Origin of the sequence: Scytonema millei VB511283 (assembly GCF_000817735.3) — a bacterium.
Taxonomy (GTDB): domain Bacteria; phylum Cyanobacteriota; class Cyanobacteriia; order Cyanobacteriales; family Chroococcidiopsidaceae; genus Chroococcidiopsis; species Chroococcidiopsis millei_B.
Genome location: NZ_JTJC03000001.1, coordinates 1,560,517 through 1,585,770, shown reverse-complemented (window position 1 = coordinate 1,585,770; position 25,254 = coordinate 1,560,517). Strand labels below are relative to the sequence as shown.

25 protein-coding genes are annotated in these 25,254 nt (G+C 43.8%); 7 read left to right on the top strand and 18 right to left on the bottom strand.

The window, feature by feature from the left end; all coding sequences use genetic code 11:
- Positions 1-101 precede the first annotated feature (101 nt).
- Both QH73_RS07030 and proB read left to right on the top strand, forming a co-directional pair.
- The gene (locus QH73_RS07030) at positions 102-638 is read left to right on the top strand and encodes a YqeG family HAD IIIA-type phosphatase (RefSeq protein ID WP_039715752.1); all 537 of its coding nucleotides are present in this window, start codon (positions 102-104) and stop codon (positions 636-638) included.
- Positions 639-972: 334 nt separating this feature from the next.
- Positions 973-2,088, top strand: coding sequence for a glutamate 5-kinase (gene proB / locus QH73_RS07025; RefSeq protein WP_039715751.1), 1,116 nt, complete (start codon positions 973-975; stop codon positions 2,086-2,088).
- Positions 2,089-2,196: 108 nt separating this feature from the next.
- On the opposite strand, the gene QH73_RS07020 is transcribed toward proB, so the two are convergent.
- From QH73_RS07020 to QH73_RS27730, 5 genes are all read right to left on the bottom strand, one after another.
- Positions 2,197-3,189 (bottom strand): DUF8692 domain-containing protein, encoded by a 993-nt coding sequence (locus QH73_RS07020; RefSeq protein WP_039715750.1) that lies wholly within the window; start codon positions 3,187-3,189, stop codon positions 2,197-2,199.
- 370 nt (positions 3,190-3,559) lie between these two features.
- The gene (locus QH73_RS07015; protein WP_132866715.1) at positions 3,560-4,330 is read right to left on the bottom strand and encodes a DUF8692 domain-containing protein; all 771 of its coding nucleotides are present in this window, start codon (positions 4,328-4,330) and stop codon (positions 3,560-3,562) included.
- Positions 4,331-4,592: 262 nt separating this feature from the next.
- On the bottom strand, positions 4,593-5,879 hold the full coding sequence (hisS, locus tag QH73_RS07010; protein ID WP_039715749.1) for a histidine--tRNA ligase: 1,287 nt from the start codon (positions 5,877-5,879) through the stop codon (positions 4,593-4,595).
- Between the two features lie 99 nt (positions 5,880-5,978).
- Complete coding sequence (locus tag QH73_RS07005; protein WP_039715748.1) at positions 5,979-6,281, bottom strand: hypothetical protein; 303 nt, start codon at positions 6,279-6,281, stop codon at positions 5,979-5,981.
- Positions 6,282-6,310: 29 nt separating this feature from the next.
- Positions 6,311-7,642, bottom strand: a complete 1,332-nt coding sequence (locus QH73_RS27730) for a hypothetical protein (protein WP_039715747.1) — start codon at positions 7,640-7,642, stop codon at positions 6,311-6,313.
- Here QH73_RS27730 and QH73_RS28675 point away from each other — a divergent pair.
- Positions 7,637-7,762, top strand: coding sequence for a hypothetical protein (locus QH73_RS28675; protein WP_286194051.1), 126 nt, complete (start codon positions 7,637-7,639; stop codon positions 7,760-7,762). The genes QH73_RS27730 and QH73_RS28675 overlap by 6 nt on opposite strands.
- Positions 7,763-7,841: 79 nt before the next feature.
- Here QH73_RS28675 and QH73_RS06995 read toward each other — a convergent pair whose 3' ends face one another.
- The 7 genes from QH73_RS06995 to QH73_RS06965 all read right to left on the bottom strand — a co-directional run bounded on the left by QH73_RS06995 (position 7,842) and on the right by QH73_RS06965 (position 14,749).
- Entirely contained in the window at positions 7,842-8,624 is a 783-nt protein-coding gene (locus QH73_RS06995; protein WP_015153477.1) for an RNA polymerase sigma factor SigF, read from the bottom strand.
- 558 nt (positions 8,625-9,182) lie between these two features.
- Positions 9,183-10,007, bottom strand: a complete 825-nt coding sequence (locus tag QH73_RS06990) for a photosystem II manganese-stabilizing polypeptide (RefSeq protein WP_039715746.1) — start codon at positions 10,005-10,007, stop codon at positions 9,183-9,185.
- A gap of 426 nt (positions 10,008-10,433) precedes the next feature.
- Positions 10,434-11,492, bottom strand: coding sequence for an endolytic transglycosylase MltG (gene mltG, locus QH73_RS06985; RefSeq protein WP_039715745.1), 1,059 nt, complete (start codon positions 11,490-11,492; stop codon positions 10,434-10,436).
- A 52-nt stretch (positions 11,493-11,544) separates the two neighbouring features.
- Entirely contained in the window at positions 11,545-12,123 is a 579-nt protein-coding gene (locus QH73_RS06980; protein WP_039715744.1) for a DUF3727 domain-containing protein, read from the bottom strand.
- Between the two features lie 215 nt (positions 12,124-12,338).
- Positions 12,339-12,839: a Holliday junction resolvase RuvX gene (ruvX, locus tag QH73_RS06975; protein WP_039717496.1), complete on the bottom strand. Its 501-nt coding sequence runs from the start codon at positions 12,837-12,839 to the stop codon at positions 12,339-12,341.
- 4 nt (positions 12,840-12,843) lie between these two features.
- Positions 12,844-14,118 carry a GNAT family N-acetyltransferase gene (locus QH73_RS06970; RefSeq protein WP_015153472.1) on the bottom strand — a complete coding sequence of 425 codons (1,275 nt, stop codon included), beginning with the start codon at positions 14,116-14,118 and terminating at the stop codon, positions 12,844-12,846.
- 433 nt (positions 14,119-14,551) lie between these two features.
- Positions 14,552-14,749 (bottom strand): hypothetical protein, encoded by a 198-nt coding sequence (locus QH73_RS06965; RefSeq protein WP_015153471.1) that lies wholly within the window; start codon positions 14,747-14,749, stop codon positions 14,552-14,554.
- A gap of 200 nt (positions 14,750-14,949) precedes the next feature.
- Here QH73_RS06965 and QH73_RS06960 point away from each other — a divergent pair, with 200 nt between their 5' ends.
- On the top strand, positions 14,950-15,621 hold the full coding sequence (locus QH73_RS06960) for a metallophosphoesterase family protein (protein ID WP_039715743.1): 672 nt from the start codon (positions 14,950-14,952) through the stop codon (positions 15,619-15,621).
- Positions 15,622-15,982: 361 nt separating this feature from the next.
- Here the strand turns inward: QH73_RS06960 and mutS are convergent, their stop codons facing one another.
- The 4 genes from mutS to QH73_RS06945 all read right to left on the bottom strand — a co-directional run bounded on the left by mutS (position 15,983) and on the right by QH73_RS06945 (position 20,965).
- A complete protein-coding gene (gene mutS, locus QH73_RS06955) occupies positions 15,983-18,685 on the bottom strand; it encodes a DNA mismatch repair protein MutS (protein ID WP_039715742.1) in 2,703 nt (900 codons plus the stop codon).
- Positions 18,686-18,947: 262 nt separating this feature from the next.
- On the bottom strand, positions 18,948-19,688 hold the full coding sequence (locus QH73_RS28085) for an HNH endonuclease family protein (protein ID WP_052290068.1): 741 nt from the start codon (positions 19,686-19,688) through the stop codon (positions 18,948-18,950).
- Positions 19,689-19,856: 168 nt separating this feature from the next.
- On the bottom strand, positions 19,857-20,720 hold the full coding sequence (locus QH73_RS28080) for a DUF262 domain-containing protein (protein ID WP_052290067.1): 864 nt from the start codon (positions 20,718-20,720) through the stop codon (positions 19,857-19,859).
- A 92-nt stretch (positions 20,721-20,812) separates the two neighbouring features.
- Positions 20,813-20,965, bottom strand: a complete 153-nt coding sequence (locus tag QH73_RS06945; protein ID WP_165587629.1) for a hypothetical protein — start codon at positions 20,963-20,965, stop codon at positions 20,813-20,815.
- 204 nt (positions 20,966-21,169) lie between these two features.
- Between QH73_RS06945 and QH73_RS06940 the strand changes: the two genes are divergently transcribed.
- Positions 21,170-22,039 carry a DMT family transporter gene (locus QH73_RS06940; protein ID WP_039715741.1) on the top strand — a complete coding sequence of 290 codons (870 nt, stop codon included), beginning with the start codon at positions 21,170-21,172 and terminating at the stop codon, positions 22,037-22,039.
- A gap of 43 nt (positions 22,040-22,082) precedes the next feature.
- Here QH73_RS06940 and QH73_RS06935 read toward each other — a convergent pair whose 3' ends face one another.
- Together QH73_RS06935 and QH73_RS06930 are read right to left on the bottom strand one after the other, a co-directional pair.
- Positions 22,083-22,523: an NUDIX hydrolase gene (locus tag QH73_RS06935; RefSeq protein ID WP_039715740.1), complete on the bottom strand. Its 441-nt coding sequence runs from the start codon at positions 22,521-22,523 to the stop codon at positions 22,083-22,085.
- An 18-nt stretch (positions 22,524-22,541) separates the two neighbouring features.
- Positions 22,542-22,928: a hypothetical protein gene (locus QH73_RS06930; RefSeq protein ID WP_063777339.1), complete on the bottom strand. Its 387-nt coding sequence runs from the start codon at positions 22,926-22,928 to the stop codon at positions 22,542-22,544.
- A 250-nt stretch (positions 22,929-23,178) separates the two neighbouring features.
- Here QH73_RS06930 and folD point away from each other — a divergent pair, with 250 nt between their 5' ends.
- Both folD and crtE read left to right on the top strand, forming a co-directional pair.
- Positions 23,179-24,057 (top strand): bifunctional methylenetetrahydrofolate dehydrogenase/methenyltetrahydrofolate cyclohydrolase FolD, encoded by an 879-nt coding sequence (folD, locus tag QH73_RS06925; protein WP_039715738.1) that lies wholly within the window; start codon positions 23,179-23,181, stop codon positions 24,055-24,057.
- Between the two features lie 171 nt (positions 24,058-24,228).
- Positions 24,229-25,155, top strand: coding sequence for a geranylgeranyl diphosphate synthase CrtE (gene crtE / locus QH73_RS06920; protein WP_039715737.1), 927 nt, complete (start codon positions 24,229-24,231; stop codon positions 25,153-25,155).
- The last annotated feature ends 99 nt before the right edge of the window (positions 25,156-25,254 follow it).

The window sequence follows — 25,254 nt, the reverse complement described above, 5'->3', positions numbered from 1 at the left end:
GTTAATAGTCGATCGTTGATAGTTCGGTTCTCCAGTTGACAATTAGCTACTGACAATTAACGTCTTTCACCCCTAACCCTTTTCACCCCTAGCTCATCTTCATGTCTTGGAACGAACTACTACAACCCGATTTAATCCTAGAAGGATCTGTGCTGAATCTGACACCAGAAATGATTCAGCAATACCACCTCAAAGGCTTAGTGTTAGATGTGGATGAAACCTTAGTACCAATCAAAGCTACAACAGCGTCAGCTGCTCTACAAACCTGGGTTTCACAAACAAGACAATTTGTCAAGCTATGGTTAGTTAGTAATAACCTCAGCGATACTCGCATTGGTGGTATTGCTAGGTCTTTGGATCTGCCCTACATTCTCGGCGCTGTCAAACCCTCTCGACGAAAGCTAAGGCTGGCGGTAGAGGCAATGAATTTGCCAGCGGAACAGGTAGCAATGGTAGGCGATCGCCTCTTTACTGATGTCATCGCTGGCAATCGCTTGGGTATGTTCACCATTTTGGTCGAACCGTATGTCGATCCTGGTGAAGCCGTCCGTGCTTATCCCATCCGCAGCTTGGAAGTCCTAGTCTCTCAAGCTCTTGGAGCCTCTCTCATCCCCAAGCAAACAAAAATTAACCAATGATAATAAATCTTTGAAAAAACAAACATTAAGAAATTATTAAAGAGAGTGGAGCTGAGCAAAATGTCTGAGATTATACTAAGAGTTAATAAGGGGTCGCGCTTATAAAGACCCCAGCCATAAATCATCAGTCATAACCCCATGAAGCGCCAGCCTTCTTCTCTAGAAGGACTGGTGCTTTATGATTGTTTAGTTGTTAGGGAGCAGGGAGCAGGGAGCAGTAATTTCTCCTCAGCTCCGTGGCGCTCCCTCAGCAAGCTTGCGCTCCCTCAGCAAGCTTGCGCTCCCCCAGCTCCCCCAGCTCCCTCAGCTCTCTTCTCCCCTAAGCCCCTTAAAGATGTTGCAAACTCAAACCATTGTTGTCAAAATTGGCACTTCTAGTCTGACGCAATCGCAGACAGGTTTACTAGCTCTTTCCACGATCGCGACTTTAGTAGAAACTCTATCTCATCTCCGTCGTCAGGGGCATCGCGTGATTTTAGTATCTTCTGGGGCTGTAGGAGTTGGTTGCGCTCGATTGGGGCTGACGGAGCGCCCCCGCACAATGGCAATGAAACAGGCAGTAGCGGCTGTCGGACAAGGACGGTTGATGCGCGTATACGACGATTTTTTTACGACTTTGCAACAGCCTATCGCTCAAGTGCTGCTGACCCGTAGCGATGTTGGAGAACGCAGTCGCTATGTCAATGCATACAACACGTTTCAAGCCTTGCTAGACATTGGCGTGATTCCGATTGTGAATGAGAACGACACGGTAGCAGTCCAAGAACTGAAATTTGGCGATAACGATACTCTCTCTGCCCTGGTTGCCAGTTTAGTAGAGGCAGATTGGCTGTTTTTACTCACAGATGTAGACCGTCTTTACTCAGCCGATCCGCGATCGTTTCCCGATGCTCAGCCAATTGCGTTGGTAACGCACATGGAACAACTAGCCCAATTACAAGTACAAGTAGGTTCTCCTGGTTCCCAATGGGGAACGGGTGGCATGGTAACGAAGATTGCAGCGGCACGAATTGCTACTGCGGCAGGTGTCCGTACTGTCATTACTGAAGGGCGGTTCCCACATAATATTGAAAAAATTATCCAGGGAGAACCTTTAGGAACTCAGTTTGCGCCTCAACTTCAACCGAGTAACGCTCGTAAACGCTGGATTGCTTATGGTTTGATTCCTACGGGCAAGCTTTACTTAGATGATGGTGCGGTCAAGGCGATTTGCCAGCAAGGAAAATCTTTACTAGCAGCTGGTATTACTACCATCGAAGGCGAATTTGACAGTCAAGATGCAGTTCAAATTTGCGATCGCTTTGGCAAAGAAGTTGCTAGAGGCATTGCCAACTATAGCACTAGCGAACTGCAAAAGATTCGCGGACGACACTCAAAAGAAATTGCCACAATTTTAGGCTATGCTGGTGCGGCAAACGTAATTCACCGGGATAATTTAGTTTTGCTTTAATCTGAGGAATTGAAAAAGGCACAAGGAATTTGTTTTCTACCTAAAGCGAATTTGCTACATACCAAAACACGAACTCAACTCAAAAACTCTTGTTTTGACTTTTAACTTTTAACTTTTGACTTTCTTAGCAGGAATACTAACTAAAAGATGTATGCCTTTCATAGACGAACTAATATATGTCATTAGTCCATAGATAAAAGTTACAATTCCTAGCATTTCCATGCCTTCTTCTACAGCAGTCAGAGCGTAATACATCGAGCGATCGCCATACAAAGACTTATAGTATCCGTTGAACATTTCTACCAATAAGGCTCCGCCAACGTAAATACCTCCAGACAACAAAAATAGATTTTTAATCTTGGGAGGAAGAGAATTAATGAAGCGCAGAAATGCTAGAAAGCAGATAATCGTAAGAATGCTACCAGGTATTGTCCAGGCAAAATAGAAAAAACCGCTCGGCTTGAATTTATCCGTAACAATCCAACCGATTCTTTCGTGAATTCCAATTGCCTCATCTAAATACAAATAGAAAAAAATAATTGCTAGTGCTGTCCAGTGAGTGGCGTAGGGTTCTCGATTGATTTTTTTACTATACGATATCGCCCCTAACAGTAGAGCACAAAATAGCAAGAGCGACCACGAAAAGAATGCGGGTATGGTTTGTTCGCCATCTATATTAAATAGAGAGACTAAAGTATCTTGTAATGGATAACCAGGTAGAAGGTAAGTACTAACTTGAACTAAAACACAGAGGAAAATTACACTAAATGCCGAGACGAGTAAAAATCGAACGATCTTTTGTGGGGAAAGATAAATGTTCTGACTGGTAGCGAATCGATTGTTCGGTTGGAATAACGTTTCGTCCAGAAATTTCTGCTCGCCTATCTCGCGCTCAGGTAAAACAATTTTTTTCATCACATATTCAATAGTTTCCTGTTTTACCCAACCTCGGGCTGATAAAATTTCTCCTATACATTTTTCTGTCTGTTGCTGCTCTTCCAACGCTGTTTCTAATTGAGCTGAGGTAATAATTCCAGCTTCCACTAAATACTGTCCCAAAGGCTTTGCCAGCGATGGTTTTAGCTCTAAATCTCTAGTCATTGATTCTTCCCCACATCCAGGTCAATCTCTAAGGCAAAAGACTGCTAGCTCTGCCTAATGTCATCATTTATTAAAAATCTATTTTTTAATTAATTTATAGTTAACAGATAGTTAACCAAAAGTAAAGTCAATAAACCACAAATTTATATTTTTTTAAGGAAATATACTTAGAAAAGGCAAGAAATAATTCATTATTAGTTTTAAAACTTGAATGCGATCGCTCGCAAGATCCGCAAGTAGTACAAATAAACTGATTCAATCGCAATTAGACAATAATACAGTATGAAAAAAGCCCAACTTTATAATTCACTAAGTTGAGCCAGAGAATCGTTTTGAATTAAATTGTTCGATACCTGAACGTAGTCAAAAGCTAAGCACTACGACGTTTTTTCTTAGATGCCACAATATTTATACGTAAGCCTGTCCCTTTCATATAGTAACTTATATAGTGGAGTAGCGAGTAAATAAATACTGCTACGCCTAACATTTCTAAGCTTTCTTCGATTGTGACAATAACAGAATAAATAATATTGTTCCGATCGGTAATTAGACTAGAATAGTAACCTCCAATCATCTCCATTCCCAATGTACCGCCAACGTATAAGCTACCAGCTAAGAGAAATAAGCGGCGAGTTTGGGTAGGAAGATGACCGAGAAATCGTGTAAAAATAAGCAAGCAAACGAAGGTAAAAGCAGCGCCAGGAATGACCCATGCAAAGTACAAAAAACCACTTGTATTTAATTTTAAGTGTATCGGCTCAATTAATTTTTCATGTAAACTAGCAAATTCATCAATAGCTAAAAATAGAAATATTACTGATAAAGTCATCCAATAATTAATATATGCTCCTCGCATGGCTCTCTTGGCATTAGCAATAAAACCTAAAATAACCGAGCAGAGAATTAAGGTCAAAACCGAATACATTGTCGGAATATTAGATTCACAATCTACAAAAAGCAAACCTGATAAAATAGTTTTTGAGGGATATTCCGGTAAATAATAAAGCCCAAATTGTACACCTAAGCTAGCAATAGCAAGTATGACAATTGCTCCTAAAAAAAAATTTAAAGCGTGCTGTGGTGTTAGCTCAAATAATAGAGTTTGCGGCAAATCTTCCCGCACTGGACTGCGTTTTATCACGTTAAATTCTCCAAACTATTTTCTATGTTTTAAATAGTAAGATGCTTGTTACTACGCAATGAGGTTTCATAAATTAGCTATGAAACCTCATAATTAAATATTCTAAAAATGTTAACCTAGATTTAACCTAAGATTATGTGAAGGTTATTTGAAAATTCAGTGAAAAGAGTGTAAAGTTATACAGCATCAACTGATACAACCTTTCTGCTGTAGTTGGAGTTGGGCAATCGGTAGCGAGCTGGATAAGTCGTTACGTTGACGGTTAGCGGTCGGTTCTTAAAGATTGAATTTCTGCTCGTAGTCTATCCGTTGTCGCCAGTAGCTCAGTTTGGGCGATCGCAGTTTGCTCTTTAGTTGCCATCCACTTGAGTTTGACAGTTTGGTTTGCTGCCTCCTCATCGCCCAAAATTAGACAAGCCACCGTGCCGCTTTTATCAGCACGGGCAAATTGCTTTTTAAAGGCACTACCACTGAGATCTAATTCGATGCTAAACCCTGCTTGGCGTAATTTCTGTGCTAATATCAGTGCTTGCGCCTCAGCGCGTTCGCCCCGTGAAACTACGTAGAAATCTAATTCCGAAACTGGGCGCGTTTGCAATTTTTGTAATAAAATAATTAGTCGTTCTAGACCAATTGCCCATCCTACCGCAGGCGTATCTGGTCCACCTAACTCAGCGACTAACCCATCATAACGCCCGCCACCACAAACTGTTGCTTGCGCTCCCAAGTCATCGGAAATCACTTCAAAAGCCGTGTGGGTGTAGTAGTCCAATCCTCTGACTAACCTGGGATTGAGTTGGTATTTAATGCCTAAATCACTTAGTAATTGCTGTACCTGCTCGAAGTGTTGCTGCGACTCAGAGCCGAGGTAATCTAAGATACTAGGAGCGTTTTGAGCGATCTCTTTAGTGCGCTCGTCCTTACTATCCAAAATTCGTAAGGGGTTACGGGTCAAGCGATCTTGAGAATCTGGATCTAATTCGCCTTTGTAGGGCGTGAAATAGTCTACTAGTGCTTGACGATAATTTTGCCGATCTACTTTGTTTCCTACTGAATTAAGATCGAGATGCAGGTTTTTCAGCCCTAGATTTTGTAAAATCTCTGTAGCGATCGCAATGACTTCTGCATCTGCCCTCGGATCGGCACTACCGATAACCTCTACGCCTAATTGGTGAAATTGCCGCTGTCTACCAGCTTGGGGGCGCTCGTAGCGAAACATAGAACCCGTATACCACAAACGCTGCACGCCGCCTTGAGCGTATAGCCCATGTTCGATCGAAGCGCGGACAACTCCAGCCGTACCTTCTGGACGCAGGGTAATCGAGCGATCGCCCCGATCCACAAAAGTATACATTTCTTTGCCCACCACATCCGTAGCTTCACCAATTCCCCGTTCAAACAGCGTCGTTTGCTCGAAAATTGGCGTGCGAATTTCTCGGTAGGCGGCTTTGCTTAAAATATCTCGTGCCGTTGCTTCTACCCGTTGCCAAAAGACAACCTCATCGGGCAGAATGTCTCGCGTCCCGCGTAGTGCCTGAATTTCTCCCATAATTAAGGGGTAAGGGGTAAGGGGTAAGGGATAAGGGATGAAGATAGAAGTCAGAAGTTGGAAGTCGCAAATCGGAAGTATTTCACCAATTGCTAATCACTAATCATTCTTCACTGCTCCCTGCTCCCTGCTCTTTGCTCCCTGCTGGAAAAGCTGTTGATAGTAAGCCAAAATCCGGTCTACCAATTCTCGACTTGCCGAGCTAGCCGTGGGAGCGTAGTGAATCCACAATCCACCCACTTGACTTTGATTGTAATCAAACTGCTGGTTTGTTGCCGGATACAAACCTGTTTCTACCCCTTCCACTTGACGGAGATGGGCAGCAACTTCTCTGTAAACTGCTAAAGGCAAGCCAGGAAAACAGATTTCATATCTTAACTTACCATCCTGCTGTGTTTGCATCTTGAGATTGAGCTATGAGAGACACGCCGCTATTTGCTTTTCAGCAATCGGTTAATCAATTCTTGGCGATACATTCTCGCCTTGCTGTTTGATTGTACCGCTGTTGTGGTGCTATTAGCTTGCGATCGCGTCAATATAGCTACCAAGCGCTGCTTGGATTGTTGGGCTGATGGCAGTTTGGTAGAAGATTGCAATTGACTAATATTGTCACCTTCCACTCCTGGCAGCGAGTCATTAGCCGGTTTTGCTTCTGGGATATTTGGGGTATTATCCGGCTGTGGGGATACTTTTTCGCTATTTACCCCGATCTTTGACTCTGTAGGCTGTGCTTCCTCTGGAAATGCTGTCGAAGGTTGAACGGTTGGCAAAAAGGTTTTTGTCTGCACTGCTGGCACTGACTCACTCGACGATTGCGCGTTTGGGTCGTCAGTTGGTAACGGAGAGGTTCTCAACCGATTTTTCAGTTCTTCTGGAGATGGAGTTTCTGGTAACGGCTGATTTGGTGTAGAGTTATCCATCACTGGCGGAGATGGAGGTAATGCATTCTGTCCGCCTGCACTAGGAATAGCACCGCTAGATGGTAGTGATGGTACGGAAATAGAAGACGAGGTTTTCCCGGGTGAGCCTGGAGTTGTACCAGTATTTGCTTGAGCTGGTTCTTGTCCGACTACTCTTGACACCTCTTGACCGAATTGTTCTAAAACTACCACTGGCTCGGAGCCTGGGTACATTTCAATTCTTTTCACGGTCACTTGTCCGTCAGCTAGCCGTTGCCCTTCGCTGACATAACGGCTGGTTGCCTCATTTGGCACTTGAACGATTGCTTGAAACTGATTGCCGACTTCAATGACACCTAAAACGGTCGTACCCCTAGCTAAATCTGGTTGTGGCGGTGCGACTGGCATCGGGGGAGGTAATGGAGCTGGCTTTAGAACTGGTGTAGCAGGAATAGATGGCGGTTTCGGGGGTTTTGGTGCTGCTGCTACTTTTGGCTGCGAATCGTACAGTTCGGCAAACGGATCTGGACGACCTTTTTGGACTTGTTGAGTGCGCCGGTCTGAATTGGTTGGCTGAATCAATCCAGCTGTTGGTGTAGCTATTGGCGGCGTTTTTTGGCTAGCTTTTGGGTCTGGCTGCGGCGATTGGTCTGGTTTTTTCTCTAGTTTTTGGGCGTTATCTAGTTTTTGTGCCACGATAATAGGCTGGCTCTGTGTCTGAGACGGCTCTGAGCTAGAATCAGAGGCTTGAGTAGCAGCTGTTGGTTGGACGTTGGTACTACTGGTTTCCTCACCTCCCGAACCACACCCGGCTATTGTCAAAGCTAGCATTCCTGCTACAGCGGTCGTTGAAAGTCGATGCATACCCCTTCCTTACCCTTTATTTATGATTTAGATAGTGCGTTGAATGACACCAAACACGTCTTCATTGCTGATTTGCCTCAGTTTCAATGGCAGCAAATTCGAGCCAGGTTTTTAATTTAACTAAAAATTTTTCAGAATTATTCTCGGCGATCGCGAGACAATTTACTGTCAGTACCTACCAGCTGATTATCAAGACTAATTATTCATCGTTGCCTGCCATCGATCTTTTCAAGGTAGCAAGTCCTTTTTTAACACAACGGGAAACGGTGACAACACTGATACCTAACCGTTCTGCCACTTCTTTTTGAGTTAAGTCATAGAAAAAAACAAATTTTAAGACTTCGTGAGTGCGCTGCTCTAACTCTACTAAAGCTTGTTGTAGTCGCAGTTGGTCTTCCTGAGCTAGTTGAAAGCTACGATATTGTTGATCGGGAACCATTTCACCAAGAGACATTGCTCCTTCTTCATCCTGCACCGGAGTATCCAAGCTTAAAGGGGAACGATTTGTCCATGCTAGTTTAATCTCTTGCCATTCCGTAATCGAAATTTCCAGCTCGGCGGCGATTTCAGCATCCGTGGGTTGGCGATTGTGTTGCGTGCGCCACTCTTGAGAAAATGTCATTGCCTGTTGCTGAAGCGCCAGCCAGCGTCTTGGCATCCGCACTAATACCCCTTTATCGCGCAGATAATGTTGAATTTCACCTCGAATGTAGGGGATGGCAAATGAACTGAAGGCGTGACCTTTAGATAAGTCAAATCTTTCAATTGCCCTAATTAATCCCATACAACCGACTTGCAGTAAGTCTTCATAACTTTCCGTGCATTGATTGCTCCAAAAGTGGGCTTCTTTTCTCACCAATCCTAGATTCAGTGTCACCAGTTGATTGCGGATCGCTGCGGAGCGAGATTGTTGATACTCTCGTAGCAGTTGAGCGCTCTCGCGTTTGAGTTCGGGACTCGTTAAAGTATAAGTAAGAACCATAATTTATTTATTGTTAAGCGATATTACGGAAGCTACTGCTGTAAGTTTTATGGCTCGGCATCGCATTTTGCCACAAATACTCAAGGGAGCAAAGTTGTAGAAAAGGCTAGAAAAAACTGGAATGACTCATAAATGGAGATTAAGGGAAAAATTGTTTGTGCGGTCGAAAAAAAGCTTGATTTTAGGTCGCTAGATAGATTACGAATAAGGGGTTGACAACAATCCAGGGTATTAACTTTTGCATAATCGCAGCTACCGAAATTCCACTGATCTTTGTTTAACGTAACTTTTGCTCTACTGATAACCTCCTAAAAAAAACTACATAAAGTAGCTAGCAATATATGCAAAAAAAGGGGCTGAATGCCCCTATACGCTTTTTAACCAGTTTTTAACATGCAGTTTTTATCGACACTTATAAGTTACCGATAAGTTCAGTAACTGTAACGTATCTGCTTGTTGCTTGTCATGGCGCTTCTCGCTCGGCACAATATGCTTGTAGGGGCGCACAATAGCTGTACGCCCCTACAGATCTTGCATCCGATTCAATTGTCTAACAATTTACGCTTGTGGTTCGATCCGAGCGTAGAATAGACCGCGAACCTTTACATCTAAGGCTTCCTTCGCACCCATATCCGTATCGGAGGGTTGGATGCTCTCGAAAGTACCAGCTACCTCTCCTGTGGCGTTGTCAACTTTGGCAACTTGAAGAGAAATCGATCCGTTTTCAATCCCCGCACTCTTGACATTGGCATACCCTTGCTTATCTGCCGATGCAGGTAGAGCTACCGCGTTGTCATATCCTGTGGTGACACCCCGTCCTTTAGGGTCGAGGAAGTTAGCAGTACGGTAAGAGGGGACGTTAAATTTACCTTCAAAGTCAGTAGAAGTGTTAATGCTGGTCAAACCAGGCTGAGTTTGTGCAACCAAGTTTTTAATCGTGAACAAGAAAGGTACTCTTTCACCACCTGGTAATTGTACGGTAATCGCTTGGAAATCAAGACCATCTTTTTCAACGAAAGTCAAGCTTTTGTCAGGATTGACTTTAAGATCGCCCTGTACCTGGTCGATGGTCGAAGTGTAGCGAGTCAACAGTTTTCCAGCAATATATTCTGCTTCTTGACGCTTATTAACTGGTTCTTCTTTGATAAAGAATGATGTTGGCTCTAAGCACAGTTCTACCATTCTGTACGATTGATTCGGATCGATCGCGATCGATCCGCGAGATGTTTCCGACAGTTGAGGACACTTATTAGCTAGACCAGTGCCTCTAATTTGCTCGTATGTGAGTAGTTCTCTGCTTGCTACTTCTGAGGGTTCGCTACAGGCAGTAAGAAATCCTAGACACAAAGCTAGGAAGGCAACAATTAGCGCGCGATACTTCATCGATCAACCTCAATTTTTAAGTCTGTATCTAACCAATAAAAATGCTAGTGAAGACAAGTGACAATCGGGCGAATATTAGCTTTCATTACCAAGAGTACATTTGTTTGTGCGGGCAACAAATGCGAACAATTGCTTATAATGCGTTTTTCGTCAGGTGAGATCCCCACTCATTTCAAACACTTTTTCACTCTTGGGGTTTAGCTCATTGAATGATGATTCAACCTCGCTCCCATTACAGAATTTTACACGGGGATGTGACCTTTATATAGGGGGTGAGGAGTGAGGGGACAAGGGGGACAAGGGAGAGGGGGGAGACAAGGGAGCAGTGACCGCCAGCCACCAGCCACTAGCCACTCACTATACCCCACACCCTTTCTTCGCCGCTCGCTGACAACTGTTAACTGATAACTGTTAACTGATAACTGTCTAGCCTTTTTGCCGTTGCTTGCGGATGGCGGCTTGAGCGGCGTTGTGTTCTGCTAGGGTGCGGCTGAAAACATGCGAACCGTCGTAACGGGCAACAAAGTAGAGATAGGGAGTTGATTCGGGATCGAGTGCAGCTTTAAGACTGGCTATGCCAGGGCTAGCGATGGGTGTAGGTGGTAGTCCTGGATTGCGATAGGTATTGTAGGGCGAAGGGGTATTAACTTGGGCGTAAGTAAGGGGCTGGTCTGCTGTTTGGCGCAGGTTGAGGGCATACTCTACCGTAGGATCGGAGCCTAGTGTATAACCTTTTTGCAATCGCTTGACAAATACGCCTGCAATTTGCGATCGCTCTTCGGGGATGACGGCTTCTTTTTCGACAATGCTAGCTAATGTCACCCACTGCTTCAGGTCGAAATCAGTCCGATCTTTACCTTGTTCGTATAAAGGTAGGGCGACTTGCTCGAAGCGTTGCAGCATTTGGTTCACCACCTGAGTTGGCGTAATGGAACCAATACCAATCTTGTATGTGTCGGGGTATAAATAACCTTCGAGATGGGGAATATCAGCAGGTAGCCAGGAAAAGCGATCGCGCTTAATTTGACTGGCAGCATTGAGAAACTCGCTGGCAGGGAAATATCCCTGTTGTTCAAAGTAAGCCGCCATTTGCCGCAAAGACCAGCCTTCAGGAATCGTGAAGCTCTGCTGCACTACCTGACCGTGCCAGATCTTATTTGCCACTTCTTCTAAAGACTGACTGGGAGAGATTTGATATGTCCCTGCTTGAAATCCTCCATTGGGATTTCGCCAGTGCAGCCACTTCGCCCATAAATTCCATGCTTGACTAGAGCGAATGAGTCCTTCTGCCTCTAGCTGCTTACCGATTTGCTGGCTAGCCGTGCCTGGAGGAACGCGAAACTGCACTTGCGTAGCATTTGCTGTTTCTAAAGGTTGAGACGGGGCGCTGGAGCGCTGCCACCAATTCCAGCTCGACCAAGCGCCTATCCCTATAGTTAAGGGGATTAAAGCCCAAATTATGCGCCACTTAAATAGTTTTTGCACTACTATATGCCCATAGGTATCGACAACTACTATCTAAAGGCAGTAGTTTACGCTATTCTTCCATTTCGTCAATCAGCTGCTCTGCTAGTAGCGGTTGTAACTTTTGAAACTCTTCTGGAGACAGTAGCTCTGGATTACCGGAGCTATTCAATCGCGCAAAGAATAACAAGGGGTCGAGGGGCGTATAAACTGAGTACTCTTGGTCTTCGTGGTAGAAACTAGCTAGCAGTTGCAGTTGCTCTGGTTCTATATCGCTGGTATCATCTTCAATCTCCAGCGTAAACAATTCTGATTCTTCCACTGGAGGTAGCTCTCCTGCTACGGTTAAAGCATAGGCTGTCCGCTTGAGGACTAGATTTTGCTCGGCGAGAACGGCTTCAGCAGTAGGAAAAATACTATTGATGGTTTCGTCATCTTCTACGGGAACTGCTTCTTCCTCGTCGCTATCATGACTTTGCCAAGCAAAAATTTCTACTGCTGCATCTGCGGGTAGGAGTAAGAGATATTCTTTGTCTTCGACCAACAGCGATCGCTCTACGTAACATTCTAAGCTTCGCCCTGCTTCGTCTTTGAGCGTGACGGAACTCGAATTGGAATATTCGTTATTTTCTTCAAATGCCGATGAAAACATAGCCATAATAGCTGACGGAAAACTTTAGATTAGCTTAAAGCTGAGGACATGGGAAGAGTCATCAGTTGTTAGTTGTTGGTTGTTGGTAATGGGTAGTTGGTAGTTGGTAGTTGACAGTTGACAGTTAACAGTTGTCAGGGTGTGGGGTGTGGGGTGCGGGAAGTGTGGGGTGTAGTGAGTGGTTAGTCATAACTACTGTCTTCACTGATAACTGGTTACTGGTCACTGATAACTGCTCGTGCGCTCCCTGCTCCCTGCTCCCTTCTTCTTGTATCTAACCATTGTTGCAGAATTATGGCAGCTGCTTTGCGATCGATCAGAGCTTTGTGTCGCGAGGGGGAGATATTTTCGGCGTGCATGAATTGTTCCGCTTGAAAAGATGTTAGTCGCTCGTCTACAAATACTAAGGGTAGGTCGAGCGCTTTGGTAATTCTTTTCGCTACTTTTTGGACTTGTCGCGCTTGAAAACCCAAACTACCGTCCATAGAGTACGGTAGTCCGGCTACTATTGTTTGCACGCGGCGCAATTGGACGAGGGACTGTAATTGGGCTACGTCCTCAGCAAAAGATTTACGCTCGATCGTCATCAGACCTGTCGCAATCAGACCCGTACCGTCGCAACCAGCTACTCCAATCCGCTTGCGACCGATATCTAGCCCCAAAGCGGAAACAAACGCTTTAGGCGTTTTAACCACACCAGTGGACGGCGATCGCATCTGTTCAGTCACGCTCTCGTTCTGTTTTGGGTGAAGTGGATTCAGTTGGTTGGACGATCTCGTCAGCCCGTTGGCTGGCGTATTTAATTTGTTCTGTAGGTGAATTTTGCTGTCCCGTCTTTGACGGTGGCTTGCTAGGCTGGATGGTTTCTGGTGCTGGCTTGCCTTGTCCTGCCCATGACATCCCCCCAGGGACGGGTTTACGAGCTGGTTGCAGTCCTTGCAGCACTTCGTGCCACTGCATCCCTTCCAAAGAAACAAGTTTTGATTCTCGTAGCTTGTGCCAGACGGAACGAGACATCATCAGCGTGTGTTCGATGCGGTCTGCACCAATTTGCTGTAAATACTCTTCTCGTTCTGGTTGATAATCTGCTGAAGCCAGACGCAAGGCTTGGGGAGGAAAATCTTGAGCGATGCGGGCAAGTTGAGTTAGTAGTTCGGGATAAAGCCAAGTATAAGCGGGATGAACGGTCAGCGTTGCTTCGTGCGGCTGGCAACCGCGACGGCACAAATGGACTTGAAAATAGCCGATCGCGGCTTTGCGCTGCGGTTCAAATACGTAGCCACTGACAACTTCCGTTTTGCTTAACCATTGTTTAATGCCTTCGATTAACCCGCCGAACAAACTCGTTTTGAAGTCGTCGGCGTTGCGATCGAAGACTTGCCGCACCAAAGGAGGCATGGAGGCTGTATCGAGTTGATAGAGCAGTTGGGCATCGGCATTACCGATCGGTAATAAGTTAGGTAAATCTGGTTCGCCTAACGCCAGCTCTTGCAACAAAGCGGGAGCAATCTCCCAGTAGGTGAGCTGTGCTAGAGTTTGAAACCCATTTTGGCGATAGAGTGCTAATGCTTCCTTGTCATTGACGTTGACTTCTAACAGCCATGTTCTAGCTTCTCGAATTGACTCGAAACAGTGGCGTAGCAGCTGAGAGCCTATTCCTTGAGCGCGGACTTGGGGAGTGACGGCGACTCGCTCTACTCTCCACGTACTGCGAGTGCGGTTGAAGGGACAGACTTGAATCATGCCTTGAACTTGGCGATGTTGCTCCGCGACATGAAGGCAGAATCGGTATTGAAGGGGGTTAGGAAACAGGCGAAAGAACTTCAGCAACCAATACCAACTGTGCAGCCAGTGCAATTGCTTTTGCAGCTCGGCGACAGCATCTGGATTATCCGTTTCAACCGACTCTTGGTAAAGCCGCTCTATTGCTTCCAAATCTCGGTATTGGAAGGGACGAATGACAACGTTAGAGTCTTGGGGAAGCACTGAAGGCATGGTTGGGTGTGCTACTAGGTAGCCTTGAGTAACGAAAATGGAAGTGCTGCCATTATCTTAACGGTTTTCTGGCGATCGCCGTCGAGCATAGCTGGAAATTTGCGCTTTAGTTCAGCGTGGACTCACCGAATATCTCAAAAAATTTCACTATTATTTAAGCTGTTTCAGCACCGCTATTATCCAACGTTTGGTTTGATAGCGGTTTTCAATTGGGTAAAACACGCGATCTGTAGGGGCGCACAGCCGTGCGCCCCTACAAGTGTCACGCACGCAATCGAGAATTGCTATGAAGTATTTTCAGTTCCAAACAACAATCGGTAACTGCGATCGCCCAACTGAGCATCTCAATTACCGATTGTTAACTTTATGTGTTAATGAATTGCAGATTGTATAGCTATGTCTTGCGCGAGAAATTCTCTTACTGAGAGTTGAGTCAGAGAATTTGGCGAGAAGCTAATTTTTCAATAGTCGCTTGAGTTTGCTGGAGTAATTGTTCGCGACTATCAACCACTGTTTGGGTTAAAGAAGGCACGAGATTGCGAGCTTGTAGCGCCATATGCAGTTGGAGATGGGCAACGTACTCGCTTAGATCTTCCCGCACCCAATCGCTTGTGAGTCCCTCTGATTGCATAGCTTACTGTGTTCTCCTTATTTCAGCTGGCAAGCTGTATATCCAGAATAGAAATTATCATTATATGTTTGCCATCTTTTGCACTTTGCAATAAAGTGTAATCCTTAACAGCTATAAGGATGGAGAAATGTAAAGTTCTCTGACTTGCGCCCGACCATCCCTAACCGCCAATTTCTTAACCCCCTAACCCCCATCAAGTCATGCTGTTGTTCAGTGGCGATCCACACGGGGATTTTCGACCGATTATTCAGGCAGTTGAAACCTACTCTCCCGCAGCAGCAATTTTGCTGGGGGATTTTGACTTGGAGAGATCGCTTTACGAAGAACTAGAGGCGATCGCGGCAAAAACTGAGATCTGGTTTATTCCTGGCAATCACGATGCCGATCGCGACGAATGGTATGATAACTTGTTTAATTCCAGGTTAGGCGATCGCAATCTTCATGGACGAGTTGTAGAAATTGCCGGGAAGCGCGTTGCTGGGTTGGGAGGAGTGTTTCGAGGCAAAATTTGGATGCCTCCAGCCGCACCTAAATTTCCGACTCAACAAGATCTACTATCAACTTGCAGTCGCGGCGAACGCTGGCGCGATCGAATTCCCCGCAAACATCACGTAAGCATATTTTGGCAACAATATCAAGCTTTACGCGCTCAACGGGCTGATATTTTAGTGACGCACGAAGCCCCATCTTCTCATCGCTTTGGTTTTAGAGCGTTGGACGAACTAGCTACGGCAATGGGCGTAAAATCTATTTTTCACGGGCATCATCACGAACACTATAGCGCCACAATTGGTAACGGCATCATTGTGCATGGCGTAGGGGCGGCGGGGGTAGTGGATCATGAGGGGCGAGTTTTGATTGTGGGGAAGTAGGGGCTAGGGACTGGGGACAAGGGGGACAAGGAGAACGAGTAAGAGGAAGCAAGATTAAATTTTTAACATGCTTTTATCTTTTTCCAGTGCTAGGAAAGTTTCTTCGCCTTGATAGAGAACGTTAACTTGCCCTCCAGAGTTTGTAATAGAGCCAGTTTGGGTAATTGTATTCCAATAATGCGTTGTTTCAACTGAAAAAAACGACAGACAATGCATATTCTCTCATTTTAAGAGGGCGCACGGCTGTGCGCCCCTACCTGCTTTTTCTCCCATACCACACTATCCTCTTGTAAACCGCGTCTGTACGGGCGGGTTTACGTAGAATATCTGTTCGTAGCAAGGTTTGTTGGTGAACCCGCCCCTATGACTGTGTACTTTTGCGCAAACCGATCGCAATTTTACTGTGTTGTTCGATTTGCGTCATGACTTGTTTTGCTCGTTGAATGACGACGGGGGGTAAACCTGCTAGTCTTCCGGCTTCAATTCCGTATGATTTGTCTGCGCCGCCTGGTTGAACTTGGTGTAAGAATATGATGCGATCGGGTAATTCTTTGACTGTGACTTGGTAGTTAGCTACGTTGGATAAAATTGAAGCGAGTTCGTTCAATTCGTGGTAGTGAGTCGCAAAAATTGTACGAGCGCGAATTTCTGTTGCTAAATACTCTGCTACTGCCCAAGCAATTGATAGTCCGTCAAATGTTGCCGTACCTCTACCAATTTCGTCTAATAATACTAAAGATCTTGGTGAAGCGTGGTTGAGAATATTTGCTGTCTCGTTCATTTCTACCATAAAAGTAGATTGCCCAGTTGCTAAGTCGTCTACTGCACCGACGCGGGTGAAAATGCGATCGCATACGCCCAATTTTGCCGATTTAGCAGGCACAAAACTCCCTACTTGTGCCATTAATTGAATCAAACCAACTTGACGCAGGTAGCAGCTTTTACCACTAGCGTTGGGACCAGTTAGGATGATTAAATCTGGTAGTTGGTAGTTGGTAGTTGGTAGTTGGTAGTTGGTAGTTGGTAGTTGTTGGTTGACAGTTGACGGTTGACGGTTGACAGTTGCTCTTTCTCCCTCAGTTCCCTCAGCTCCCTCAGCTCTCTTATCTCTGCTCTCTGCTCCCTGCTCCCTGCTCCCTATTTCAGTTGAATTAGGTACGAAAAATCCTGCGGGTATAGATTTTTCGACAACTGGATGTCGCCCGTCTATAATATGAATCTCTCGTCCTGAGACGATTTCTGGACGGCAATAACCTTGATAGACTGCAACTTCGGCAAAGCCACACAAGACATCGGCTGCTGCTATGGCACGGGAGACGTTACGAATTGCGTCGGCTTGTTCTCCTACTTCTGTCCGCAGTTCGGTAAAAATATCGTACTCTAGCTGGTACAAATCTTTTTCAGCCGTAAGTATACGCGCTTCTCTTTCTTTTAATTCTGGCGTGTAGTAGCGTTCTTCGTTTTTTAGAGTTTGCTTGCGAATGTAGTTAGCGGGAACTTGGTCGGCTTTGGCACGAGAAATGCTGATATAGTATCCAAAGGTGTCGTTGTGACCGACTTTTAATGTCGGAATTCCCGTTCTAGCTTTTTCATCAATTTCAAAGTTAGCCACCCACTGCAAATCTTCTTCTAATAATCGTCGCCTTTCGTCAAGTTGGGAACTGATCCCAGGACGAATTAAATTTCCTTCTGTGAGGTGGATAGGGGGAGATTCAACTAACTGCGCGCGCAGTTTATGCCCTAGTTGTTCCAATTCTGAAGGGAATTTTTGTAAAGTACGAAGATAGGGCGATCGCGTTTCTGTGACTAACCTGGCTAATTCTGGTAAACGCAACATTGACTCTGCTAATGCTACTAAGTCTCTGGCATTTGCCGTTCCCGAACCAGCCCTACCACTAAGTCTTTCTAAGTCATAAATTTGTCGTAAAAGCTGCCGCAAGTCGTGCCGCAAGGAACTATTTTCTACTAGTTCTTGAATTGTATCTTGCCGCGCTCGAATGCCTTTAATATCTAATAGTGGTTGCAAAAACCATCGTTTTAAAGCACGACTACCCATCGCCGTAGTTGTTTTATCCAAAGCCCATAATAGTGAACCGATAAAAGTTCCATCTCTCACGGTTTGGGTAATTTCCAAGTTGCGACGAGTTTGATGATCGAGAATTAAGTAGTCGGTAATTGCATAAGTGCGTAGTTGTTGTAGGGGAACGTCACTTTCTTTTTGCGTATCTTCGATATATTCTAATAATCCACCCGCTGCACTCACGGCTAGGGGCAAATCTTCACAGCCAAAACCTTCAAGCGATCGCACTTTAAACTTTTGAATTAACTTTTGTCTAGCTTCGCTCGTGTTAAAACTAGATTGCGATCGCAAACAGTAACAAAATGATGGTGGTAAGCATTCGGGAATGTGTTCTGATGTTTCCCCAGGACGAAATAATGTTCCTACATCTGGCGCTTTGGTAGGAACGAGAACTTCAGATGGTTGCAGTCGCAGTATTTCTTGGGTTAATTGTTCTAAATTGCTACCTTGCGTTGCTAAAAATTCTCCTGTCGAGATATCTGCATAAGCTAAACCCCAATGATTTTTGGCGATCGCTACTGCTGCGAGATAATTATTACGGCTAGCTTTCAGCATCCCATCTTGCAACAGAGTCCCTGGAGTCAGGATGCGCGTCACTTCACGCTTGACTAACCCTTGTGCAACCGCTGCGTCTTCAACTTGATCGCAGATAACGACAGCATAGCCTTTTTCGATCAACTGTGTTGTGTATCGTTCCCAAGCGTGATGCGGTACACCTGTCATTGCCACTCTGCCGATTTCGCCACCGTGTTTGCTGGTGAGAACGAGTTCCAACTCCCGCGAGACTATGACTGCATCCTGAAAGAATGTTTCAAAAAAATCTCCACACCGATACAGTAATAAAGAATGGGGATGCTTCTCTTTTACTTCTACATAATGCTTATACATTGGCGATAGCTTGTTTTTGTCTATCTGCCGACAGTCAGTACAAGGTTGTATGGGTGCTTGAGATTCAGCAGCAGTGGGAGTAGAAGGAACTTTCATGAATCGCTCGTACTACAGTCTTTTACGACTTTACCGCAGGTAGATGAAAGACGATCGCTGTTTTTGTTACTCAGTGCGATCGGTTAACTTGTCTATTGTAACTGTCAGGTTAGTGAATAGGCGATCGCTATTTTTGTTACTCAGTCATATCAAATGTAGTTAAGACGAGAGTTACAGGTTGCGGGTATGGCAATTACAGCTTGATAACCATTTAGCTTTACTTTTCTTAACTTTCCTTGAAAATTTTGTAGCCCGATCGCTGTTAAACTGGTATGTCCCATACCTTTTTAGCTAAAAGCGTTAGCATTTTTTGGCGTTTCTTGATAGATTCAGATGTCCATACATCAAATGTTTCTAAATCTTGTACCGCGCGATCGACTGCTGTATTAGTTCCAACAGTAACTTGCTCTACTAATGATTTTGTCAGCAAAAATTTTGACTGTTTGTAGGCTTTCTTTTTTTCATCGAATGGCTTGTTGCTCAATGAAGAATTAATTGTTTTTTCAACTAATACTAAATTACCTAATCGCTTAATCTGTATATCGATCTCTATAGGCGCATCGAAAGTAGAGATGATTTGCAGAGTTGGTTTTTGAGGTAAAATATGTTCGATATCTATTTTATCAATATAATTTTTTATGTTGCTAATAGGATCGGTTGTTCCCCATGCAGATTCATCTATGTACTGTGTTAGTTTAGCTAAAATATATTTCAACTGCGATTTAGGTACAGAAGACTCTTCTAAATTAGCAAACGCTATTTCAAATCGCTCAGATATCTTATGTTTTTCTACTTTTAGATAGGTGGTAATAAATTTTTCTAATTTTTCTTGGCTTGTCACTTGACGTAATTCCGAACACCATTGAATAAAGCGCCGTTCAAAACTACTAGTAGGTTCGCGAGTAATCATGTAAGCAAAAAAGATATTCTCAACCTGACGACATAGTTCTGTAAACTGGTCTGTGGCTAAATATTGTCCTGCTAAAAGTATCATTAAAGGCATTCTCACAGAACTACTAATTTGACGAATATTTTCTAGATAACGATTTCTTTTTCCTTCTACATTTTTACCTTCTAGAAATCTAACGTAATTTTTTGCAGATTCAAGAACTTCTTCAACAAACTCGATTGGTCTATTTTCGTAAAATCTTTTGTTATTTGTATTTAAAAACTAGTTATAAATCCCATTTTCTTTTAAAGATTCCCTATCATCATATCGCGCTAAGATAAAATAACGAAGAAATCTCATATGATTTTCTTTAGCTTTAAAAAGAATATCGACCATTTCTTGCCACTTTCTCTTGAGACGGTCGTAATCTTTCTTATTAGTTTTCATAAATATTAAGTTTTTCAGCAGATCTATAGCCCCTAAATTAACTCCGCGACCATTAATAGTTGCAAAAACTCTCAAAGCATCTGCTACACTTACTGTTTTGACACGTACTAAGATGACATTTTTATTAAAATAAGCGTAAAATCTTTTGATGCTCTGAACTGAGGAATCGTTCAATTGCTCTACTAGCCACTTACTAATTACAGAGTAAGCATCTTTTATGTTTTGTGTTGAGTGAGTTGTCGTAGTCTCTATATTTAATGCTTCTTGTTTAGCAATTGTCTCTAAAACACCGTAGCTATCATCGTATTGAAGAGCAACGCGATATCGAAAAACATTATTGCCTTCTTCATCAATATCTGTGGATGCAATTTGATTTTTTAATAATTCAATAGACTCTTCTGGCTTAACCTTTTGTAAATAATCTCGGATAGCACAGAGAAATAAATAAGATGTTGTGATACGTTGCTGTCCGTCAATAACTTCATATAATCCGTCGTGTCGGTTACAGACAATGATGCTACCAATAAAATACTCAGAATCTCCTGTAGAGTTACTCTCGGAAAACTCTCTATAAATATCTTCAATAAATTCTGTAACGTGTTTCTCTTCCCAAACATACTCGCGTTGGTAGCTAGGAATTACGTAAAAATCATTGAAAAGCTTGCCAATACTAAGATCTTGAGATTCGATAGTTGCCATAAGTGCCTAAAAATTATTCTCTGCACATATATTGCCCAAATTTTTCTTCTAGTACAACATTATTCGGAATAATTAGTATAATTATGAGTGAGTCAGACACTCATAATTAAAGCGATCGCACGATCTACAGTTACTTGAATATGGGGTTGATTATAACGACCTACCCAAACTAATTCTTCTGAATCGAGACGAAAATAAACACCAACAAAATTTTTTGTCCACTGCACTTGAGTTCTCGTAGCCATTGATGAGTTAAATAGTAGTTTTGTAAAACTGGTAAACAATATACAGCTTTTGCAATTAGTTAGTATTTTTGTTGTTCTTCTAGTTCGTAGCAAATGCTTGTCTTATGTCCGAGTATTCCAGAACGAGACACTCTAGAAATATTTTTGTGAGAAGTCAAATGAACTAAAATTGGCATTTCCTTAGCTGCGATAGGAGATTGTTTGATGATAACTTACATAAAATTAGTTTTAACCGCAATTATTTGGGGTGGCACTTTTGTGGCTGGTAGAATAGTCGTGCAAACTATGGAACCGTTTACAGCCGCTTTTTTTCGCTTTGCAGTTGCTTCAATTTGTTTGTTAATCTTGACGCAAAAGATTGAAAGACACTTATATAAACTTACAAGAAATCAAGTTATTCCAGTAATTTTATTAGGCTTGACAGGGGTTTTTAGTTATAACGCATTCTTTTTTCTAGGATTGCAAATTGTCCCTGCTAGCCGCGCTGCTTTAATTGTGGCACTCAACCCTACTTTTATCGCACTTGGTGCTGCTCTATTTTTCAGGGAAAAATTTAACAGTCTCAAATTAATAGGAATTACGACTTCGCTAACGGGTGCAGCAATTGTCATTAGTAAAGGTCAAGTTGTAAATATATTTAAAGGTGGTATAGGTTGGGGAGAAATTTTTATTTTTGGCTGCGTAATCAGTTGGGTAGCTTATACTCTAATTGGTAAATCAGTTATGCGATCGCTTTCTCCCTTAGCTGCTACTACGTATGCTTGTATAGTAGGAGCGATCGCGCTGTTAATTCCAGCCTTATTTGAGGGAATAGTTCAAAATTTCATGCAGTTTCCTCTTTCTGCTTGGCTAGGAATTCTATATCTAGGGGTTTTGGGTTCGGCAATTGGTTTTAGTTGGTATTATGAAGGAGTTGTGGCAATTGGTGCTGCCAAAGCCTCAATTTTTATTAATTTAGTTCCCGTATCCGCGATCGCATTTGCCGCTTTATTATTGCACGAACCGATTACTGTTAGTTTAGTCTTGGGTGGTCTTCTAGTTGTCGTCGGAGTATTTTTTACAAATAAGAGTTAACTATTGGAGAAATGCAGTTACCACATCTCTACACTAGGTTCATTTATTTTGCGAGCGTCCCCACTTCTAAAAAGTCTAAAATAATTTGTCTTGCCGCAGGGACTAAAGGTAAAATGCGATCGGCTTTGGCTGAATAACAACTCCCGTGTTGAATTTGTTCGGGAGTTAATAAAGCCATATCCCAACCTTCCTTTAATACGAGTTGGTCTAAATCTACTGTGAGTGGCGCGTGGAAAACATGACGCTCTACTTTAGGATCGGAGTAACAGCCGACTTCAGATATAGAAGGGGGAAAATAAGTAATTTCTTCCTGTAATTCTCGAATTACAGCCTCATGTGGCGTTTCGCCTGGGTCGATATGTCCGCCAAAAAACCCCCAGTGTGCGGGATAGACAATATTGGGGATGTCGTCGCGCAGTTGAAAGAGAAATTTATCGTCGCGGTAGAGGATAGCGATCGCCACGCGAACGGGTTGATGAGTCATAATTTTGTAAGAATTAACCTAACGAGTGGGAGTTTGTACCTGCTGTTCCTCTACATAGATTTCCCCAAAATCTTGTCCCGCGATCGGGATACTCTGAAAATATACCTTACCTTCAATGGAGACAGGTGTTTGCAGCCGCACATTCGTTCTTTTGGTCAGCACCCAAATTTTCCCTGTGGAGTCTTGCAGTTGATACATCCGCCAACCTGCCAAAGGTACTTGTTGTACGACTTTACCTTGGAGGTGAACGGTAGTTCCATTACCTGTTTCTGGCTTGAGTTCGCCAACCTTAAAAGCAGTCGCACCCATCAAGCCAATACCATTCATTGCATACTGGGGTAATCTACCACAACCAAGTAGCCCCACGACGAGTAATGAGTAAATTGCAATGCGAAAGAAATTCATAAAAAGGGACAAGGGAAACAATAAAGTGACTAGTGACTTGTGGCTAGTGGCTGGAGAAAGACAAGGGAGACAAGGAAGACAAGGAGGACAAGGAGGACAAGGGGGAGAAGGGAACAATTCTAGTCACTAGCCACTAGCCACTGATAACTGATAACTGTCAACTGATAACTGATTGCTTAAACTATATAAGTCAAAAACAGTTATAACTGCCTTTTGACAAAACCATTTTAAAAAAGTTCCCCTAACGGCGATGAACGTAAAAACAGCGAAGATACTAGATGGCAAAGCTTTAGCTCAAAAAATTCAGACGGAGTTAACAACACAGATTCAGGCGCTACAACCGCAAATCGGAAGAACCCCAGGACTAGCAGTACTTATGGTGGGGGATAATCCTGCTAGTGCTGCCTACGTGCGCAATAAAGAGCGGGCTTGTACTAAAGTAGGAATTGCTTCTTTTGGGAAGAATTTTCCTGCCGATGCGACCCAAGCAGAAGTTGCACAGGCGATTCAAGATTTAAACCAAGATGAAAGAGTCGATGGGATTCTCGTTCAACTACCATTACCCAACCATTTAGATTCTGTCGCTTTACTGAATCAAATAGACCCAAACAAAGATGCAGATGGCTTACATCCAGTGAATATGGGACGGTTAGTCAGGGGAGAATCGGGTTTACGCAGTTGCACCCCAGCAGGAGTGATGCGAATGCTACAGGAATATCAAATTTCTTTGCAGGGCAAGCAAGCTGTAGTCGTGGGACGGAGTATTTTAGTTGGAAAGCCTCTAGCCTTGATGTTACTAGAAGCTGATGCAACAGTCACGATCGCCCACTCGCGGTCGCACAACCTTGCAGCCATCACTCAAACAGCAGATATCCTCATTGCTGCTGTGGGTCGTCCTAACATGATTACTGCTCAAATGGTCAAACCCGATGCTGTGGTCATAGACGTGGGAATTAACCGCATTATCGACTACGAAGGTAACAGCCGCCTTGTTGGAGACGTAGACTTTGAATCGGTGCAAGCCGTCGCCGAATTACTAACCCCAGTCCCAGGTGGTGTTGGTCCTATGACAGTCGCCATGCTACTGCACAATACAGTTTGGAGCTATTCTCAAAAGGTTAATGGGTAATGGAGACAAAAAAGTCAAAAGTTAAAAGTCAAAAGTCAAAACGACTTTCTTTTCTTCTGACTCCTGACTCCTGACTCCTACTGATAACTGTCAACTGATAACTGTCAACTGACAACTGCCAATTTCTCGTAAAATTGTTACGGAGACGACAGCAGCTAAAGGAAACAAGGCATGGTAACAGCGGATAACCTTCAGATGCCTCATAATGAAGCCCCATTTGACCTCTCAGCTTACTTGAAACAACGCCAAGTAGAAGTTGAAGCGGCGCTGGAGAGTTCGATTACCGTCACTTATCCAGAAAAAATCTACGAGGCAATGCGCTATTCGCTTCTAGCAGGAGGAAAGCGGTTACGTCCGATTCTCTGCTTGGCTACTTGCGAAATGGCAGGAGGCACGGTAGAAATGGCAATGCCTACGGCTTGTGCCTTAGAAATGATCCATACGATGTCATTGATTCATGATGACTTGCCAGCTATGGATAACGACGATTACCGACGTGGACGACTGACAAATCACAAGGTTTATGGTGATGATATTGCGATTCTGGCTGGAGATGGTCTGTTGGCTTATGCCTTTGAGTATATTGCTACCCAGACTAAAAATGTACCACCAGAGCGCGTACTACGAGCGATCGCCCAGTTGGGTCATGCGGTTGGCGCGGCGGGGTTAGTTGGCGGTCAAGTCGTAGATTTGGAGTCGGAAGGCAAGTCAGACGTGACCGCAGACACTTTGCACTTCATTCATACCCATAAAACTGCTGCACTACTAGAAGCTTGTGTCGTCAGCGGAGGTGTTTTGGCAGGGTTGGAAGAATCGGATTTGCAACGGCTGTCGCGCTATGCTCAAAATATCGGACTTGCCTTTCAAATCATCGACGATATTTTAGATGTCACGGCGACAGCAGAGGAATTAGGTAAGACTGCTGGCAAAGATTTACAAGCACAAAAAGTCACATATCCTAGCCTCTGGGGTATAGAAGAATCTCGCCGCCAAGCACAAGAATTAATTGCTACGGCAAAGGAAGAACTAACTCCATTTGGCGAGAAAGCACAACCACTCATTGCTCTAGCCGACTTCATCACCAACCGCAAAAACTGACAGTTATCAGTTATCAGTTATCAGTTATCAGGGACCAGTTAACCGTCTTCACGGAGTGTAGCGCAGCGTTTACCGTCAACCAACAACTATCAACCTTCA